Raw genomic sequence first — 17,356 nt, forward strand, 5'->3', positions numbered from 1 at the left:
GCGAGCAGTATGAACAACGTCTGGCTGAACGACAGAACGCGCTGGTGCACCTGCTGCGACGCTGCGGAGTCGAGCGCATCACGGTACGCACTGACGAGGACTACGCACCCGCCCTGAAAGCCTATTTCCGTTCGCGCAAAAGGAGGAAACGCGGATGAAGCCCACGCTTTACTTCCTGCATCCCCTATTGGCGCAGTTTCAGGGCCCTAGCCCGCTGCCGCATCCTGAACTGCCACCGCCTGACAGTGTGCAACTGCCGCCCCCCTGGTGGATTCCATGGGCGACCCTGCTGCTGCTTTGTCTTTTGATCGCCCTGATCGTCTGGCTGCTTGTGCGACCGAAAGAGACGCCATCAGCACCTCTGCGGCAGCCGTGGAGTTCAGCCTTTCGCGCGTTGAATGAACTGCGCGCACGCATTCAATCCATCCCGCCGCAGGACATGAGCCACCGGATCTCGCAGATCCTGAGGCGCTACCTGCAGGAGCGCTACTCCGTGCCGGCGCCAGCCCGCACAACACGCGAACTGTTTGATGGAAAAACAGACCGGCAGCCCGGCATGCCGGTGCCGCGCTCCCAGGGAATGTGGCGTGAACGGTTTGAGCCTGTGGCTCATTTGTGCGACGAGATCTCGTTCATGCCAGCCCCACGCACGGAAGAAGAATCGACCATGCTCATCGATCAAGCGCTCGCACGCATGCAGGAGGAGAAACCATGATCATTCCGGGGTTTTCTGCATTTCAGATTTTCCACCCGCTGTGGCTGCTGCTGCTGCCCTTGGTGCCACTGCTGGCGATGCTGCGTGGTGCACGCGGCAAACGGGCTGCCATCAAATTTCCCACCGCTTCCCTGCTGGGTGAACTCGGCAGACCAGCGCGCAGCAGCCTTGGAGGCTTCGTCTTTGGACTCATTCTAACCAGCCTGATCTTCGGCATCCTGGCGCTGTCGCGGCCGCAGAAAATTTTGTCTTACGAAGAGGAAAAAGCCGATGGCATCGCGATCATGCTGACGGTGGACGTCTCGCTGTCGATGCTGATCGAGGACTTCTACATCGGGGGGCAGCCCGTGAACCGCCTTACGGCGGCCAAGCGCGTGATGTCAGACTTCATCAAAGGCCGCCGCAGCGACAAAATCGGGATCGTGGCCTTTGCCGGGGAAACCTACCTGCCCTGCCCGCTCACGCTTGACCGCGACTGGCTGATCAACAATCTCGACCGTGTGCAGACCCAGCGTGTGGGTGACGGCACAGCCATCGGGTCCGGCATCGCATCCGCCGCCAACCGCATGCGCCGCGAAAAATCGCCGAGCAAAGTCATCGTGCTGCTGACGGATGGAGCGAACAATTCGGGCCGGCTCAGCCCGCAGGATGCAGCGAAGCTGGCGGCCACGCTCGGCATCAAGATCTACACCATCGCCATCGGCACGCCGGGCATTCACAGCATCCCGGATCCCCGGCGCGGCACGTTCACTCCGGTGGGACAGCAGTTGTTTGATGAAGGTACGCTCAAAGAGGTCGCAGCCATCGGGAGCGGCCAGTTCTACATGGCGCAAAACCTGAGTTCGCTCAGCGATGTCTTTGGCACCATCGACAAGCTCGAAAAAACCAAGATCGAACATCACAAAATCATCGAAACCGAGGAGCTGTTTCCCTGGCCTCTTGCGGTTTCTGCCATCGCGTTGTTTCTCGCGCTGCTGCTGTCTTTGACCGTTTTGCACTCGGCGCCTGAGCCGGTCGCCACCTGATTGTCATGAGTTTTGCCCATCAACACCTGCTCTGGTTCCTACTGATCATTCCCGCACTGGTGGGAATGAAGGTGCTGGTGGATGGGCATGCATCCAAGGCAGAACGCCTTTTCACTGCGGTGCGTCTGCGCCCGACGCTCGTCATGGGCCGCTCACTGTGGCGTTCATGGTTTGTTTATGCTTTGTACATCATGGCCATGGCCTGTCTCGTCGTCGCCGTGGCCCAACCGCGCTGGGGGGAGGAAAAGCTCGAGGTTCCGGACAAGGGGCGCAACATTTTCATCGCCATCGACACCTCACGATCCATGCTCGCGCGGGATGTGCCACCTGACCGCCTCACGCGGGCACGACTGGCAGCGCATGACCTTGTGATGGAGCTCAACGGAGAGCGAGTAGGCCTGCTGGCCTTTGCCGGCCGCGCCTACCTGCAGGCGCCGCTCACGACAGATCATGACGCCATCATTGAGTCGTTGCTAGCCTTCGACCACACGATCATCGAGTGGGGTGGGAGCAATCTGGCTGACCTGTTGGAGGTGACGCTGCGTGCGATCAAAGGCCTGCCAAAGAGCAATTACGCGCTGGTCATTTTCAGTGACGGCGGCGATGCAGACGCGAACCTCGTTCCCTACATTCAGCGACTGACCGCTGCGGGAATCGTTGTCGTGACCGTGGGTGTGGGCACCGATACAGGCACGCTCATTCCAAACCCTGAGGTGGAAGGTGATTACATCCGAGACGAGGCCGGCAATGTGGTGAGGTCACAACTTCAAAGTGGTGTGCTGCAACAGCTGGCCACCGCCACCGGCGGACGCTTCCTTAAACTAGACACCCGACCACTCAACCGGCAGTCCATCCAGCCCGTGCTCGACCGTCTGACGGAGCAGGAGTCCGCCAACCGGCAGACTTCGAGGCCGATTGAGCGCTTTGCCTGGCCGCTGAGTCTGGGTATATTCCTCCTCATGCTTGCCTGGATCATCAGCGCCCTGCCCCGCCCTGCCGCACGCCCGGTCGTGCTGGCACTGGCTGTTGCCGCCTTTGCACCTGCGCCTCCTGCGCAAGCCGCTGGAGCAGGAGGGATGCTCGCCGCTCTTTTTGCAACGAGCGGGCCTACACCGGATGAGGCGCTTAAAGCACTCAAGGCCGGTGATTTCAAAAAGGCCCGTGACCTCTACGGGAAGCTGCTGGAACGCGAGGACTTCGACGCGCATTCCCGGGAAGAACTTCTCTACGGTCTGGCCACGACGGAGCATGACCTCACCAACTACGATGGTAGCGTCAAGAACTTCAGCGAAGTGCTCCACACGGAAGACAAATCCCTGCGTGCACGTGCGCATCGCGGTCTCGGCCAAACGCTGTATGATCAAGGCGTGCGAGGTCTGCAGCAGCAGCCCAAGATCACGCTTCAACGCTGGACCGACGCGCTGCGCCATCTGGATGCAGCGCAGGACCTCGACCCTGAGAACAAGGAACTGCGCGAGAACCGCGAACACGTGGACAAAATGCTGGCACAGCTGCGTCAGGTGATGAAGCAGATGGAAGAAAAGCAGGGCAAAAAAGGCGACAAAGGCAAGAAGGGGCAAAAGGGCGACAAAGGTCAAGGCCAGCAAGGTAAAGAGGGAGACGAGGGAGATGCTGGCCAAGAGGGCAGCGACCCGAACGGTGAGGGTGAACCCAAGGAACAAAAAGAGGGCAAAGGTGAAAAGAAGGAGGCTGATGACGGCATCGGCGGCAAGGATGCCAAAGAATTGCCCGAGGGCCGGCTCCAAGCCGCAGGCAACAACCCAGGCGAAAAAGAAGGCCAGCAGGGCAAAGAAGGCGAAAAGCCCGGCGGTGACGACAAGAAAAAAGCAGCCAAGGAAGGTCTGTCCGATCAACGCAACCCGCGCACCGGTTATACCCCCGGAGAGGCGGAAGGGATCATCCGCCAGTACATGGACGAGATCACTGCGCCGCTGACCAACCGCTACCACACCCCGCCGCCGAATAAAAAAGACTGGTGAGCAGCCGCCTTCGGCAATGACGAACGAAATTTCCAAGCTCGAATGATTCAAAGCCTCCATCCCCACTCAATCCAGGCACGGTCCGAATTCATGGCCGGTATTCCGGGGGTTCGTCCCCGGAAGTTCATCCCGCGTTCCATCTTGCTGCAGGCTCTGCTTTTTCTGACAATCCTTATTTCCAGCGGCTCCGCGGCAACGGTGCGTGCTTATCTCCAGCCTGACCATGCGCGCACAGGGCAGGAGGTCAGTTACGTCATCACCGTACAAAACGGCATCATCCAAAAGGAGCCAGAACTGCGACTCCCGGTGCAAGTAGGCATGACCACGGCACTCTCCACCCGGCAGAAAATCGACATCCAAGGTGCGCAACAGATCATCTCCTCGCAGTTCGTCTGGGGTGTCGCCAGCAACGAACCCGGCGAGTTTGTCATTCCGCCGCAGGAGGTGCTTGTGAATGGCGAGATCCTCAAAACCAATGAGGTTCGCCTCATCGTCAGTGAATCTCCAACGGCCGTTCCCACTGCAGCCGAAGATGCCACCATACCGCTGTTTCAGATCGAAGTTGGCAAAACAGAGGTCTATCAGGGCGAGGTGGTTCCCATCAGTGCCAGCCTGTTTGTGCCACGCGGCAGTGTGATGCTGCGCCGGGTAGGTCTGATCGAAGTGAACAAAAGTGATTTTGCGATCGCCCGGTTTCCGCAGCAGGCCGACCAAAATCCGCAGCGCATCAACGACATTGATTACGTGGTCATTACTTACCGCAGCACGCTTTCCGCACTTCATGCTGGAGATCTAAAAGTGGGCCCCGCCACTTGTGAACTGTTGTACGAGGTGTTTGACGAAACCACCCAGAGGCAGATGAGCCGGGGCCTGCCTTTTGGAATGATCATGGGGGGAGCGGAGCCACGCAAGCAGGTGGTCAAAAGCCAGGAGGTGAAGATCAAGGTTCTGCCGCTTCCCACCGAGGGCAAACCTGCAAACTTCAGCGGAGCGGTCGGTGATTTCAGCATCAGCGCCACCGCCACGCCGAACGAACTTAGCGTGGGGGATCCGCTGGCGGTGGACATCACCATCGACGGTTCGGGCAATTTCGAGGCGCTCAACGCGCCGGGGCTTGTGCCGCCTGAGGGTTGGAAAGCATACCCCCCGCGGCGTTACAATGTGGACGGCCCGATCGACCCCAATCTCACGCCCGCGATGCAGCGTCGCATTGGCTATTCGATGGTCTTTGTACCGGAAAAAGTGCATCCCGAACTGCCACCGTTTGAGCTGAGCTACTTCAGTCCTACGCAGAAGAAATACGTCGCCGCACGCACCCCGCCGATTGCGATGCGTATCAAGCCTGGTGTCATGGTGGCAGCTGCTGCGGGTGTGGAAAGCAGTGGCAGCGGTGAGGCACCCAAGCCGCCAGCTGTGCAGCAGCCCAAGCCGCAGATCAGCGACATCCTCATGAGCGTTCCGTCGAAAGCGCAGTGGCTGAGCACGAGCGCCGTGAGCGCGCCCCTGACCACCAACGCACGCTTTTGGGCCATTCAGTCAATTCCGGCGGCGCTTGTGATTCTGGTAACGCTGTTAACGTGGTTTCGCCGGCATCGCGCAGAAACAACGAGCGGACTGCGGGGCGAACTGCAGCAAATGTGGCATGGGCTGGAGGAAAGCAATCTCGCGGATCGTGATTTCCTGCAACGCGCCGCCCACTTCATTCACCGTAGCCAGCCGGGTGAAGTGAAGGACGAGGAATTGCGGCAGATCATCCGCCGCTATGAGACCCAAAGTTTCACCGGAGTTCCCACCGCAGGACAAGCGCTCGGCGCGGGAGAACGCAGCCGCATCCTGTCCACACTGGCACCGCTGCTGAAACGCACCGCCCTGCTCATCGCCGCGCTAGCCACGCTCTCACTTAATGCCGGGGCCGCTGATGCTTCCCCTGATGAAGTGTATCAGCAGGCACGCGAGGCCCTGGAAAAAGGCAAGTTCACCCAAGCGCAGTACCTTGGTGAATCACTCACCAAGCAGCAGCCCCCCGCCTTGAGCTCTGCGGCCTTCACTCTCATCGCCAACGCGCGCTACCGGCAGGAAGACATGGGGCGTGCGGCGCTGTGGTACCAGCGTGCGCAACTGCTGGATCCCTTGAATCCCGAAGTGCGGCAGAACCTGCGGCACCTTGATGAAAAGCTGCGCTTCTTCCGCTTCGGTGAGGGTTCTCCGCTGGCTGAGTGGAGCCTGCTGCTGAACAAAAACACCTGGGTCATCGCCGCATCCGCAGGCGTGTGGCTCATTTTGCTGGCCCTCATGCGCTGGATTCTTGCCTCCTCACAGAAAGGCGGCAGCGGCGCTTATGCGCTGATCTTCAGCCTCATCGGAATCCTCGTTTTCATCCCTTCAGTCACTTTCGCGGCCATCCGGCCGTCGCCAGGGGATCGCGTGAAGGATGTGATGGTGGTCACTGCACGCGAAGTCAGCGCCTATACCTCCGCCACAATCACGTCCGGCAATGTCATTGCTCTCCCACCTGGCAGCCAGATGCGTTTGCTCGAAAAACGCGGAGCCTGGAGCTATGTCGAAGTACCCAGCGGCGACGAACACGTGCGCGGCTGGGTCGAATCCGCCACGTACACACCGTTGTGGCCGTGGGAAATGCAGTTGCTACCGTAAACGGCGTCACTTTTAAGCACCACCGCCAACCATGCTGGAGCGGGAACCACCGCCAGCGGACTTTCGGCTGCCCGCTTCGCGGTCGAGAACGAGGAGGCTGGCGGCATCATCGCCGGCAAGCTTGAGGCGGTCGAGCATGTCGCGCACGGTTTTCTCCTCCTCCATCTGCTCATTGAGGAACCAGAGCAGGAGGTTTTTCGAAGCGTGGTCTTTGACCTGCTCCGCCACCTCGTACAGGTCATTGATCTGCTGGGTGACCTTTTCTTCCTGCTTCAGACTGTGCTGAAAGGCATCCATCACCGATTTGTAGTCCATCTTCGGCTTGTCGATGGGCTGCAGCTCCACTTTGGCATCACGATCCACGAGATACTGGTAGAACTTCAGCGCATGCATGGTCTCCTCGCGGCTCTGGGCAAACATCCACTGGGCAAAGCCAGCATAGGGAGTCCGCTCAAACCACCCCGCCATGGCGAGATAGACGTAGCTGGAAGACATTTCGTTGTTGATCTGCTCGTTGAGCAGCTTGGTGAGTTTGGGATTGAGTGTCATGGTGTGCGTTGGTTTTGAATCTGCAGAGATTGAAACAGTAGAGCGATCCCAGTGCAAGACTGCTCCCTGTTTTTATTTGGCTGGAAAAGCACCACTGAAAGGTAACGGACGATTCGCTTTCCTTTGGGCCAGTCCACGCCACGATGCAGTCTCCCCAGCGATGCCACCCGACACCGCAGTCTCACCTCAACAGCATCACCCGCAGGTCGTGCGGCGGAACTTCATCTGCCACTGCCTGGAAGGCGGGTTGTACATGGGTGGAGTGGCGTTTCTCCAGCCGGAGACTGTGATGCCCAAAATGGTGGAGCAACTGGGTGGACGATCGGCGATCATCGCGATCATGCCGGCGATCCTGCCAGCGGCGTTTGCGATGGCCGGACTGTTTGTGTCACCGCTGGTGGAACGACTTACGAAGTTCAAGCTGTGGGTGATGAGCTTTGGTCTGCTGCAACGACTGCCCTACCTCATCACGGGGCTGGTGCTGTGGTTCTGGCAGGATGCCGGTCCGTGGCTGCTGCCCGTGGTGGTGCTGACGCCGGTTGTCTCCGGTCTCATTGGCGGCGTGGGTGTGGTGGCCTGGATGGAAATGGTCACACGCATGGTGCCAGAGCGTGTCCGTGCCGCAGGCTGGGCGGCGCGCTACATCACGCAGGCGTGCATTGGCATGGTGGCTGGTGCGGTGATCCATCAGGTGCTCACGCATTCTCCGGGGCAGCGCGGCTACGCGGTGCTGCACCTGATCACGTTTGGCTTTCTGTTTCTGTCCTGGTTGTCCCAGTCGTTCATGCGCGAACTGCCGGCGGCACGCCATTATCATCCGCACTCCGGCAGCTACTGGAGCTATCTGCGCAGTCTGCCCGGCCTGCTGGGCAAACATCCACAGCTGCTCAAGCTGATCGCAGCGCGCTTCACCGGCATGGGCTATTTGATGGTGGTTTCATTTCTCACCCTGCATGCGCTGCACACCACGGGCAGACCGGAGGCGGATGAGGGCAGTTTCGTTACCTTCCAAAACATCGGCACCATTCTTGGCAGCCTGCTCGCGGCCTGGCTGGGATATCACAAAGGTGGCAGGGTGCTGCTGATTCTCTCCCGCATCATCTGCATCACCATGTGCATCTGGGCCAGCCTGACGCATTCCTTTGGCGGCTTCACCGCTGCCTACTTCATCCTCGGCTTTGGCCTGTTCCTTGACCGGGTGGGCGATCTGACGCTCACCGCAGAACTCTGCCCTCCGGAACGCCGCTCCACGCTGCAGGCCATTCTTGGCTTCTGCAATGTGTGGTCGCTGATGATCGCCACGAGTCTGGGTGGAGTGATTTACTCGCTCAGCGGTTCGTTTTACCTCGTCGCCTGCCTCGCGGCGGTGATGTCGTGCCTTTCCATCCTGATTCTGCGCGGCATTCCGGAGCCGCGTGGAAAAAGCTGAGCACTGCGGCTACTCCGAGCACTCGATCAAAGCTTTCATGGAGACTTGTCCTTGGGGATTGTCTTCGTGCGGATCAGGCCCGAATTCCTCAATCTGCTGCTGCCGCAGTTCCGCCAGCTCCTTGTGAACTGTGGCCACGATCACGCGCCCCGTGTCGTTCACCTCATCAGCCATGCGTTTACCGAGATCTCGCGAATGACCAAAGATGGCATGCAGCATATCGACCACGTATTCGAAAGTGTGAAAATCATCATCCAGCAGGATGACATGCCAGGGGGGCTCCATCGCAGGCGGAGCCGTCAGCGGCTGCACACGCGGCTGGTGCGGAGCCACGCGGGGCCGCCGCGGTCTCACCGGAGCGGTCGCGCAGCGGATGTCAGCAGAGGAAATCATTGAGTACAATATGCCTCAGCCAGGCCTTCTCTCAAGCCCCCACATACGCCACGCGCCTGCGGCTGCGATTTAGTCCGCCGGATTTGTGCTGAGAACGGGGATTGCTTGCCGGGGAGCGTTGATGCGTGGCAAACTTTCAATTATGAACCCTTCCATCTGCCGCACGCTCAGTACGATTTGTTTCCAAGCGGGCATGCTCTCCGTCATCCTCTCCATCTGGAGCTGGTGGTTTTTTAACGGCGAAACGCCCGAGCAGGCGGCGCACGCCGAACGTCTGGGCATTTTCATCGGCCTATGGGCGCCGACGCTACTGATCCTTTCCAATCGTTTCGACCGCTATGCGGACAAAGCCAAGGACCTCCCCGGCTTGAACAGCGGCGAAACAACCGACGAGGCCTGATACGGATCACATCGGCTCGCGGCCGGTGGCTTCGACATACTGCTGGCGCAGGCCGTTGTAGGCCTGCTGCCATTCATCCACCACGCGCTGCAGTTCCATCACCTGCTTTTCCAGCGTGGAGATGCGCGACTGCTGCATGACATCTCCCATGCCGCTCTTTTCATCCGGGCGGCCGGTGCCGATCAAAGTGGTGGCGGCGCTGCGAATGTGATGCGGGCTGGCCTGAAACCAGGAGAGATCCGCCAGGCGTGACTCCTTGTTGTCGAGGCAGTTGATGATGGTCACATTTTCATCGATCTCGCCGGTGGCCATGAATTCCTGAATCGTCGCCACGTTCGTCGGGCCGTAGAGATAATTGTCGGGCATCTGCACCAGCAGGTCCATCTGCAGTTCAGGGATCATCGGCGCACGCTGCCAGCTCATGCGGTTGTCGCTGGAGATCTTGTCGAGCGGGGAGATCTTGGCGTCAGCCGCCCATCCACGCAGAGTTTCGAGATCTTTGGCTTCATAAACTTCCTTGTCCGAGGCTTTGAGCAGATACCAAGTGTGCATGGGGAGAGATAACCAAATTCCGCAGCCTGCGCCAAGCCCAAAGTGCGAAGGAAATAAAACTCAGGGCATTGACGCTGCCTTTTCGCAAGGCAACCTCCGCCGCCTTCGTTTAACCGCGCTCCTTATGACCCGCCTGCTTTTTGCCATTCTTCTCGCCGCCGCCACTGCCCGGGCCGCCGAGCCCGCCGTCTTTTCGCTCAAGACGATGACTGCGCAGATGAAATACGACACTGCCGAACTGCTGGTGCAGCCGGGGCAGCCGGTGAAGATCACTTTTGAAAACGGGGATGATCTGCCGCACAACCTGGTCTTCTGCCAGCCGGGGACCGACACCGCCGCCATGGCCATGAAGCAGATGGAAAAGCCGGAAGAGGCCCTGAAGCGCAACTGGCTGCCCGACGACAAACGCATCTGGGCGCACTCCAAGATGCTCAATCCGCATGAAAAAGAGGTGCTCAGTTTCTCAGCACCCGAGAAGGCTGGGAGCTACCCGTATGTCTGCACTTTCCCCGGACATGCGCTGACGATGCGCGGCGTGCTGAAAGTGGCACCGGTGGGAGACACACTGCACGACGTGCAGTTTGCGCTTTACCTCGGTAATTGGCAGCAGCTTCCGGATTTCTCCAAGTTGAAGCCTCACCGTGAGGGTAAGATTGAAGACAATCTGCTTCAGGTGAAACTGGACGACTACAAGAACGAGTTCGGTGTGGTCTTTACTGGCAAGCTCATCGCTCCGAAGAAGGGCTCGTATCGTTTTTATCTCTCCAGTGATGATGGCTCGCGAATCCTGATCGATGGCAAGGAGATCCTTGTCTACGACGGCATTCACCCCTCCGGCGACATCAAGGAAGCAGGCATCACACTGGAAAAGGGTGAGCATGCGTTTCGCCTTGAATATTTCCAAGGCGGCGGGCAGATCGAGCTGTATGCGGCCTGGAAAGGCGCGGACACGCAGATCACGCCGCTGTCCACATGGCTGCACCCGAAATGGCAGGGCGGCACGAAAAAGCAGAAGGAGTTCGACCCCATCCCGCTGGTGGTGAAGGACGAGGCGGTGATCTATCGCAACTTCATTCAAGGCGCGGGCAATCGCGGCATTGGGGTCGGTTATCCAGGTGGTGTGAACATTGCGTGGAGTGCTGAGAGCATGAATCTGGCGCTCATCTGGCGCGGTGCCTTCATGGATGCCTCCAGGCACTGGAACTCACGTGGTGGCGGCCACGAAAAGCCTCTGGGGTACGATGTGCTGCAACCCACGGGGGAGGTCACACCGGCATTCTTTGTAACGGACAAACCCGATGCGGAATGGCCGAAGTGGGACAAGACCAAGCGCTATGAAGACTTTCACTGGCTGGGCTACTCGCTGGATGCGAAACGCAGCCCCACCTTCCGCTACAAGTGGCGGGGAGCTGAGGTGGAGGAGTCCTTCCAAGTGGAAGGCAATGGCAACAAACCTGAGGGTAACGCGAAGCTGATCCGTACGATCAAGGCCAGTGGCAAGCTCCCAGCCAACGCGTGGTATCGCCTCGGCAGCGGCGTGTTTGAAAGCAAGGACGGCAGCTTTGTCAGCAAAGGGCCGCTTCCCTACCGCATCACCGCCGAAGGAGCGCAGCTCGCCGGCCAGAACCTTGTTGTCCCTGCGAAAGCGGGAACGATGACCATCACCTACCAGTGGGCCCAGTAATCATTTCGCCACGCACTGCCATGAAACGCTTTTTCATTCTTTCCCTGCTTTGCACGCCGCTTTTCGCCGCTGATCCGGTGGAAGCTGATTTCTACAAGATCACCACTTTTAACACACCGAAGGAGACGGCAATGGAGGTGGGCTCCATCGACCTGATGCCGGATGGCAAGCTGGCACTGGGGACGCGTCGGGGTGAGATCTGGATCGTCAGCGGTGCTGGCAGCAATGATTCCTCCAACGTGAGTTACCAGCTGTTTGCCTCAGGCCAGCATGAGGTGCTGGGCATTGCCTACAATCCGAAGGACAAGAACCTCTATGCGACCACGCGCTATGAGATCACGCGCCTCAAGGACACTGATAACGACGGCCGCGCTGATGTGTTTGAAAATGTGAACGACAACTGGGGCGTGTCCGGCGACTATCATGAGTATGCCATTGGCAGCCGTTTTGACAAAGCGGGCGACCTTTGGGTGACTCTGTGCCTGACGGGTTCTTTCAGCAGCGCGGTGCCGTTTCGTGGCTGGGCGCTGCGGATCAAACCGGACGGCACAATGGTGCCAACCTGCTCCGGCATTCGCAGCCCGGGAGGCATGGGTTTCGATGCGGATGGCGAAGTGTATTACTGCGATAATCAAGGACCGTGGCATGGCTCATGCACGCTGCAGCATCTGGTTCCTGGCAGCTTTCAAGGACATCCGGGTGGCAACATCTGGTATGATCTCGCTCCGAACATGGGACCGCGTCCGATCGACCCGATCCCTGAAGCCTTTCAAGGTGACAAAGGCCGCAAAGACAAACGCGAAGGAGGAGATCCTGACCGCATGGTGACGGAGCGCGAGCGCATCAAGCAGCTCCTGCCGCCGGCGGTTTATCTGGTGCACGGCAAGATTGGCAACTCCGCCAGCGCGATCATCTGTGATCTCAGTGCGGGCAAGTTTGGTCCCTTCAGCAAGCAGCTCTTTGTTGCGGATCAAAGCCACAGCAATCTGAGCCGCGTCTATCTGGAAACGGTGAATGGCATCAAGCAAGGCGTGGTCATTCCCTTCCGCAGCGGCTTTGCCAGCGGCATCATCGGCGGACGCATGGATGAAGAAGGACGTGTTTTTGTCGGCGGCAGTGACCGAGGCTGGGGCGCACGTGGAGGAAAACCCTTCTGCTTTGAAAAGTGCGAATGGACGGGTAAGACGCCTTTTGAGGTGCATGAAATGCACGCGAAGCCGGACGGCTTTGAGGTGACCTTCACTCAGCCCATTGATCCAACCACCGCTGGCGATGTGAAGAGCTACAGCATGCGAGAGTTCACCTATGCGTATCGCGAACAATACGGTGGCGATGAAGTCTCAGAAATCCTGCCCAAGATCACCGCCGCAACCGTCGCCGCAGACGGCAAATCAGTGCGCCTGACGATTTCACCGCTCACCAAAGGGCATATCCATGAGCTGCATCTGGATGGTGTGAAGAGCGCTGAGAAGCTTCCGCTGCTGCACAAGGTGGGTTATTATACGCTGAATGAGATTCCTGCGAAGTAGGAGGGCTTGATCCCCATTTTCACTTCATCGGTTTTGCCTTGGGCACATCCATCAGTTTCAGGGATGGTTCGGACTCTTGCACCTGGAGCTCCATGGCTGCTACGGGCTCCGCACGCCGCACTTCGACAATGGGAATGCTACGGGTTTGCAGGGGCAGTTCTGCACGCATCACCTGTTCTCCCGCCATTGGCTGGGGTGGCGCGGCAGTGGGCAGGACTGCGCGACGCACCTCCATCTGCTCCTCGGCGGCAGCCACGACTACCGGAGCTGTGTAGTTTTTCACCGCTGCGGTAATCAGGGCTGCACGAGCTGGTGCCAGATCCATCGCCGTCTCTACAATCTTGCGAACCTGATTTGGCTCCGCATTCACCGCATCAATGGCGGCCGTCACAATTTCTGCAGCACAGGCTTCGTGGATGACCAGCGCTTCTTCCAGCCGCATCACCATCTTGTCTGGCTCCATCCGGATCGAGGTAAAGAGCTCCCCGCACAGCGTCTCGCAGGTGATCTGGGCCGGAGTCGATTTCACTGGCTGAGAAAGCCCTGGTGAAGTCACCAGGACGAGCAGACAGCAAAATAATGAGATCAAACGCATGGGTTGAAGGAGCAGTATGAATGACGGATTCAAATGGGCTTCCTTCAAATCATCTTTTGTGGTTTTTAGTCTTTTTCTGGCGGTGGGTTCAGAATATCTGCTCCAACACCCCGATGTGCTCGGATGAACTGTTCGGGTGCGACGCGGTTCAGGGGTGTATCAGCATATCCCTGGCCAGGATTCACATAAGGACCAAGCCGCACTTCGAAATGCAGATGTGCCAAATAGGCACCTTCAGCCGTTCCCACCGTGCCGATTTGGTAGCCGCGCTGCACCATCTGGCCGACTTCTACCCCGATCGACTGCAAATGCGCATACATGGTCTGGATCACTGGACCGAGTTCATCTTTATCCGGCAGGCGGTGTGCGATGAGGATCATTTTGCCCCAACCCGGCCCTGGAATGCCCGCATATACAACGCGCCCGGCTCCTGAGGCGTACACCGAAGCGCCCAAATCCGAATTGCCGCCGCCGATGCCGTTCAAATCGTCGCCAAGGTGCCGTGAGATGCGAAAAGGCCGGGCATTGTAGGTTAGTGCGCCGTGCTCAGACCCCATGGGCATGTCAAAACGGGTGGCGAGAGGCAGAGTGGCGACTTCAAGCGGAGTCAGCCGAACGAAAGCCGGATCGAGCGGCGTGAGTGCAAGGGAGGACGAGGTCCCAAACCGCAGCCAGATCATGCCGATGACCACCGCCGTGAGGGCGAGGGTCAAAAGCACGCGCATGATCCGCACCAGTGTCTGCATAAGGGAGATTCGAGGGCTGCGGGAGCGTTGCAAAGGGAACGTGACGCCCTTAAATAACCTCATTCCTGTGAACACGCTCTCCCCTTCCTCGTTCGGTGCCCCCAAAGTCTCGGTCTTTAGCGGTAAAACCAGCTATGACGATGCCGATGCCCTGCGGCAGCAGATTGAGGATGCCATCAACGCGCTGGAACTATCTGCGGACTTCATCACTCCGGGTGACCGTGTGGTCATCAAGCCGAACTGGGTCAAGGAGCATAATGCCAGCAAGCCCGAGGATGAAGGTGGCTGGCTCACGATCATCACGCATCCCGCAGTCGTGCGCGAAGTCGCCCGCTGGGCCGCGAGGAAGCTTCAGGGACATGGATCTGTGACGCTGTGTGACGCCCCGCAGAGCGATTCGTCCTTTGCCACGATCCGCCGCCTGCACCGGCTGGATGATCTCATCACTGATCTCACGAAAGAGTTTCCGGGGATTGCGTTTCTGCTGTTCGACATGCGGTGTGAGGAATGGACCATTGATGACGGGGTCACCATCGCCAAACGGGAACTGCCAAGCGATCCCTCCGGGTCTGTGGACATTCATCTGGATGCGGACAGTGAATTCCTCGGGCATCCCGGCCTGGGCAAGCTGTATGGAGCATCGTTCGATTTCGCCACAACGAACCGGCAGCACACGGATCCGCACCACGAGTACCGCATTTGCCGCACGCCGATGAATGCGGACGTGCTGATCAATGTGCCGAAGCTCAAGACGCACAAAAAAGTCGGGCTCACCGTAGCGCTGAAAAATCTGGTGGGCACCACGCCACGCACCAATTGGCTGCCGCGCCATACGGAGGGCACGCCTGCGGAGGGTGGAGACCAATTTGCCGAATCCACCGCGAAGCGGGCGCTGGAAGGCACGCTGATGCGCACCGCCAAAAAAATCCTCTTTGGGCGGTTTTTCCTCTCCAAGCTTTTCGTGCCGCTGAAGAAGCTGGGGCGTCTCGTCTTCGGAGACACAAAAGAAGTCGTGCGATCAGGCAACTGGCACGGCAATAACACCGCGTGGCGCATGATCCTGGATCTGCACAAGTGCTTCTTCTACTTTGACGGGCGCGGCGTGCGGCGTGACAAACCTCTGCGCTACCTGACGATTGTCGATGGCATCATCGGCGGAGATGGCGATGGTCCAATGTCATGCGATCCTGTGGCCAGTGGAGTCATTCTCGCGGGGACTCATCCTGTGGCGGTTGATTGTGTGAGCGCGCAGCTCATGGGGCTCAATTGGAAAAAGACCCGGCTGCTTAACGATGCCTTCGCCATCCAGCGACTGCCGATCACGGGATTTGCACCTTCAGACATCAACGTCGCATCCAACAAGCCGGAATGGACCGGGCCTTTTGAGCAGATGAAGCATTGTTTCGAATTCCAATGCCACTTCGGCTGGGCTGGGCATTTGGAGAGTGATGAGAGGCTGGTGAAGATGGGGAAGTCAGCGGTCTGACCCCGGACGTTGCTTCCAGTAATCGGGATGCTGGCTGGCATGTGCCACTGCTGCGATGATGATTCGATCACCTCGAATGAAATAGGCGACGTAATATGGGAAGCCGCTCAAGTTCACCCGCCTGAAACCTCCTTTCCGCTCATTCCAATGCAGCGGTGAACGGGCAATGGCCGCACAGGCGTTTTCCACCAGTTAGCGAAAGCGAAAGCCAAGATCGGTATCGCAGGATTGGTAGTAGAGAGTGGCCTCTTCCACCTCGCGAAACGCTTCGGGAAGAAACTCGAAGCCGCCATTCATCGGCCAGGAGCTATAACGGCAAGGCGGGCAAAAACCTCCGAAGCAGGAACCGTCTGGGAAAACCCATCATCAAAGCGATGAATTCGCTGTCCGATTTCCTCCTCCCATGCCGCCTCCGATTCTTCGTCAACATTTGGCTCCACACTGATAAGCAGCTGTCGCGCAAGGATCAGGCGCTCGTCGCGAGTGAGCACCAGCGCATCTCTGGCAACAGCATCAAGTGTGGCAGGCATGGCTGAATGTTAATCAAACCGGTCCGCTTTGTCGAATTCCAAATGTCTCACTCAAAGTGCATCTTGCCGATGTCCGAGCGGCGTTGCAGACCGTCAAAGGTGATCTTGGCGCTTTCGGCGTAGGCTTTCTCCCGGGCTTCGACACGTGTTGCGCCCTGGGCAACGACGGCGAGCACACGGCCGCCATTGGTTTCAAACTGGCCGGCGGTGTTCTTCTTCGTGCCACAGTGATAAACGCGGGCACCGCTCACGGATTCGAGGCCGGAGATGACATCGCCATTGCGCGATGAGGCGGGATAACCGGCGCTGGCGCTGATGAGGCAGATGCTCCAGCCGAGGGCGAATTGAATGAGGTCTGGCTGCAGATTGCCCTTCGCTGCTTCGAGCGCGTAGGTGGCGAAATCACCGCGCAGCATGGGGAGCACGGCTTCGGCTTCAGGGTCGCCGAAACGGCAGTTGTACTCGATGACTTGCGGGCCGTTGGGCGTGAGCATGAGGCCGAAGTAGAGGAAGCCGCGGTATTTCAGGCCGTCCTTCAAGATGCCCTGCACGGTGGGTTGCACGATCTCACGCTCGATGCGCTGCATGAGCGCAGGGTCTGCGAGTTCCAGAGAAGCCACCGCGCCCATGCCGCCGGTATTTGGACCCTGGTCGTTGTCGCGGATGCGCTTGTAATCGCGCGCGGGCATGAGGATTTGATAGGACTCATCGCACACGGAGGCGAAGATGGAGATTTCGGGGCCGGTAAGGCATTTTTCCACAAGCAGATCGCCAGCGCCAAAGCAGCGCTTTTCCATGACGTCATCGACGAAGGCTTCGGCCTCATCTTGCGCGGTGCAGACAGCGACACCTTTGCCAGCGGCAAGGCCGTCGAACTTCAGCACGATGGGCATTTCCGTCAGGGCGGCCTTGGCCTCCGCTGCGGTGGTGCAGATGGTGAAATCTGCGGTGGGGATGCCGTGGCGCTTTAGAAATCTCTTCGCGAAAGTTTTCGATGCTTCAAGCTGGGCGATCTCTTTCCGGGGGCCCCAGCATGGGATGCCGGCCTCGGCGCAGAGATTGGACAGG

17 protein-coding genes are annotated in these 17,356 nt (G+C 58.8%); 9 read left to right on the forward strand and 8 right to left on the reverse strand.

All coding sequences use genetic code 11. The features are described 5' to 3' along the window. Positions 1-154: 154 nt before the first annotated feature. From ACIREA_RS10015 to ACIREA_RS10030, 4 genes are all read left to right on the forward strand, one after another. Positions 155-715, forward strand: coding sequence for a DUF4381 family protein (locus ACIREA_RS10015; protein WP_397382131.1), 561 nt, complete (start codon positions 155-157; stop codon positions 713-715). Next, the gene (locus tag ACIREA_RS10020) at positions 712-1,740 is read left to right on the forward strand and encodes a VWA domain-containing protein (RefSeq protein ID WP_397382132.1); all 1,029 of its coding nucleotides are present in this window, start codon (positions 712-714) and stop codon (positions 1,738-1,740) included. Before ACIREA_RS10015 ends, ACIREA_RS10020 begins: the two co-directional genes overlap by 4 nt. A 5-nt stretch (positions 1,741-1,745) precedes the next feature. Continuing rightward, entirely contained in the window at positions 1,746-3,740 is a 1,995-nt protein-coding gene (locus ACIREA_RS10025) for a VWA domain-containing protein (protein WP_397382133.1), read from the forward strand. A gap of 90 nt (positions 3,741-3,830) precedes the next feature. Then, positions 3,831-6,395, forward strand: a complete 2,565-nt coding sequence (locus ACIREA_RS10030) for a hypothetical protein (RefSeq protein WP_397382134.1) — start codon at positions 3,831-3,833, stop codon at positions 6,393-6,395. A gap of 12 nt (positions 6,396-6,407) precedes the next feature. Here ACIREA_RS10030 and ACIREA_RS10035 read toward each other — a convergent pair whose 3' ends face one another. Next, entirely contained in the window at positions 6,408-6,944 is a 537-nt protein-coding gene (locus ACIREA_RS10035; protein ID WP_397382135.1) for a ferritin, read from the reverse strand. A 160-nt stretch (positions 6,945-7,104) separates the two neighbouring features. Here ACIREA_RS10035 and ACIREA_RS10040 point away from each other — a divergent pair, with 160 nt between their 5' ends. Next, the gene (locus ACIREA_RS10040; protein WP_397382136.1) at positions 7,105-8,373 is read left to right on the forward strand and encodes an MFS transporter; all 1,269 of its coding nucleotides are present in this window, start codon (positions 7,105-7,107) and stop codon (positions 8,371-8,373) included. Between the two features lie 9 nt (positions 8,374-8,382). Here ACIREA_RS10040 and ACIREA_RS10045 read toward each other — a convergent pair whose 3' ends face one another. Further along, complete coding sequence (locus ACIREA_RS10045; RefSeq protein WP_397382137.1) at positions 8,383-8,766, reverse strand: ATP-dependent Clp protease adaptor ClpS; 384 nt, start codon at positions 8,764-8,766, stop codon at positions 8,383-8,385. A 142-nt stretch (positions 8,767-8,908) separates the two neighbouring features. Here ACIREA_RS10045 and ACIREA_RS10050 point away from each other — a divergent pair, with 142 nt between their 5' ends. Next, entirely contained in the window at positions 8,909-9,166 is a 258-nt protein-coding gene (locus ACIREA_RS10050) for a hypothetical protein (protein ID WP_397382138.1), read from the forward strand. 6 nt (positions 9,167-9,172) lie between these two features. Here the strand turns inward: ACIREA_RS10050 and ACIREA_RS10055 are convergent, their stop codons facing one another. After that, positions 9,173-9,718, reverse strand: a complete 546-nt coding sequence (locus tag ACIREA_RS10055) for a hypothetical protein (protein WP_397382139.1) — start codon at positions 9,716-9,718, stop codon at positions 9,173-9,175. A 124-nt stretch (positions 9,719-9,842) separates the two neighbouring features. Between ACIREA_RS10055 and ACIREA_RS10060 the strand changes: the two genes are divergently transcribed. Together ACIREA_RS10060 and ACIREA_RS10065 are read left to right on the forward strand one after the other, a co-directional pair. Next, positions 9,843-11,402, forward strand: a complete 1,560-nt coding sequence (locus ACIREA_RS10060) for a PA14 domain-containing protein (RefSeq protein WP_397382140.1) — start codon at positions 9,843-9,845, stop codon at positions 11,400-11,402. 20 nt (positions 11,403-11,422) lie between these two features. Continuing rightward, positions 11,423-12,931, forward strand: a complete 1,509-nt coding sequence (locus tag ACIREA_RS10065) for a hypothetical protein (RefSeq protein WP_397382141.1) — start codon at positions 11,423-11,425, stop codon at positions 12,929-12,931. Positions 12,932-12,950: 19 nt separating this feature from the next. Here ACIREA_RS10065 and ACIREA_RS10070 read toward each other — a convergent pair whose 3' ends face one another. Then, a complete protein-coding gene (locus ACIREA_RS10070; RefSeq protein ID WP_397382142.1) occupies positions 12,951-13,574 on the reverse strand; it encodes a hypothetical protein in 624 nt (207 codons plus the stop codon). Positions 13,575-13,591: 17 nt separating this feature from the next. Continuing rightward, entirely contained in the window at positions 13,592-14,251 is a 660-nt protein-coding gene (locus ACIREA_RS10075) for a M23 family metallopeptidase (RefSeq protein WP_397382143.1), read from the reverse strand. 88 nt (positions 14,252-14,339) lie between these two features. On the opposite strand from ACIREA_RS10075, the gene ACIREA_RS10080 reads away from it, so the two are divergent. After that, positions 14,340-15,758 (forward strand): DUF362 domain-containing protein, encoded by a 1,419-nt coding sequence (locus ACIREA_RS10080; RefSeq protein ID WP_397382144.1) that lies wholly within the window; start codon positions 14,340-14,342, stop codon positions 15,756-15,758. Here ACIREA_RS10080 and ACIREA_RS10085 read toward each other — a convergent pair. The 3 genes from ACIREA_RS10085 to purD all read right to left on the reverse strand — a co-directional run. Continuing rightward, positions 15,747-15,947, reverse strand: coding sequence for a type II toxin-antitoxin system RelE/ParE family toxin (locus ACIREA_RS10085; protein WP_397382145.1), 201 nt, complete (start codon positions 15,945-15,947; stop codon positions 15,747-15,749). The two genes, ACIREA_RS10080 and ACIREA_RS10085, sit on opposite strands and share 12 nt — an antisense overlap. 104 nt (positions 15,948-16,051) lie before the next feature. Beyond that, the gene (locus ACIREA_RS10090) at positions 16,052-16,288 is read right to left on the reverse strand and encodes an addiction module protein (protein WP_397382146.1); all 237 of its coding nucleotides are present in this window, start codon (positions 16,286-16,288) and stop codon (positions 16,052-16,054) included. Between the two features lie 47 nt (positions 16,289-16,335). Next, on the reverse strand, positions 16,336-17,356 hold a 1,021-nt coding region (purD, locus tag ACIREA_RS10095), incomplete at its 5' end, for a phosphoribosylamine--glycine ligase (protein WP_397382147.1).

Source organism: Prosthecobacter sp. (assembly GCF_044373815.1).
Lineage (GTDB): Bacteria > Verrucomicrobiota > Verrucomicrobiia > Verrucomicrobiales > Verrucomicrobiaceae > Prosthecobacter.

What these genes read in the sequence shown, in the direction of transcription:
- ACIREA_RS10030 (WP_397382134.1), top strand. Translation starts at nt 3,831, where the DNA reads ATGGCCGGTATTCCGGGGGTTCGTCCCCGGAAGTTCATCCCGCGTTCC.
- ACIREA_RS10090 (WP_397382146.1), bottom strand. Translation starts at nt 16,288, where the DNA reads ATGCCTGCCACACTTGATGCTGTTGCCAGAGATGCGCTGGTGCTCACT.
- ACIREA_RS10065 (WP_397382141.1), top strand. Translation starts at nt 11,423, where the DNA reads ATGAAACGCTTTTTCATTCTTTCCCTGCTTTGCACGCCGCTTTTCGCC.
- ACIREA_RS10050 (WP_397382138.1), top strand. Translation starts at nt 8,909, where the DNA reads ATGAACCCTTCCATCTGCCGCACGCTCAGTACGATTTGTTTCCAAGCG.
- ACIREA_RS10045 (WP_397382137.1), bottom strand. Translation starts at nt 8,766, where the DNA reads ATGATTTCCTCTGCTGACATCCGCTGCGCGACCGCTCCGGTGAGACCG.
- ACIREA_RS10055 (WP_397382139.1), bottom strand. Translation starts at nt 9,718, where the DNA reads ATGCACACTTGGTATCTGCTCAAAGCCTCGGACAAGGAAGTTTATGAA.
- ACIREA_RS10025 (WP_397382133.1), top strand. Translation starts at nt 1,746, where the DNA reads ATGAGTTTTGCCCATCAACACCTGCTCTGGTTCCTACTGATCATTCCC.
- ACIREA_RS10075 (WP_397382143.1), bottom strand. Translation starts at nt 14,251, where the DNA reads ATGCGCGTGCTTTTGACCCTCGCCCTCACGGCGGTGGTCATCGGCATG.
- ACIREA_RS10035 (WP_397382135.1), bottom strand. Translation starts at nt 6,944, where the DNA reads ATGACACTCAATCCCAAACTCACCAAGCTGCTCAACGAGCAGATCAAC.
- ACIREA_RS10040 (WP_397382136.1), top strand. Translation starts at nt 7,105, where the DNA reads ATGCCACCCGACACCGCAGTCTCACCTCAACAGCATCACCCGCAGGTC.
- ACIREA_RS10015 (WP_397382131.1), top strand. Translation starts at nt 155, where the DNA reads ATGAAGCCCACGCTTTACTTCCTGCATCCCCTATTGGCGCAGTTTCAG.
- ACIREA_RS10020 (WP_397382132.1), top strand. Translation starts at nt 712, where the DNA reads ATGATCATTCCGGGGTTTTCTGCATTTCAGATTTTCCACCCGCTGTGG.
- ACIREA_RS10060 (WP_397382140.1), top strand. Translation starts at nt 9,843, where the DNA reads ATGACCCGCCTGCTTTTTGCCATTCTTCTCGCCGCCGCCACTGCCCGG.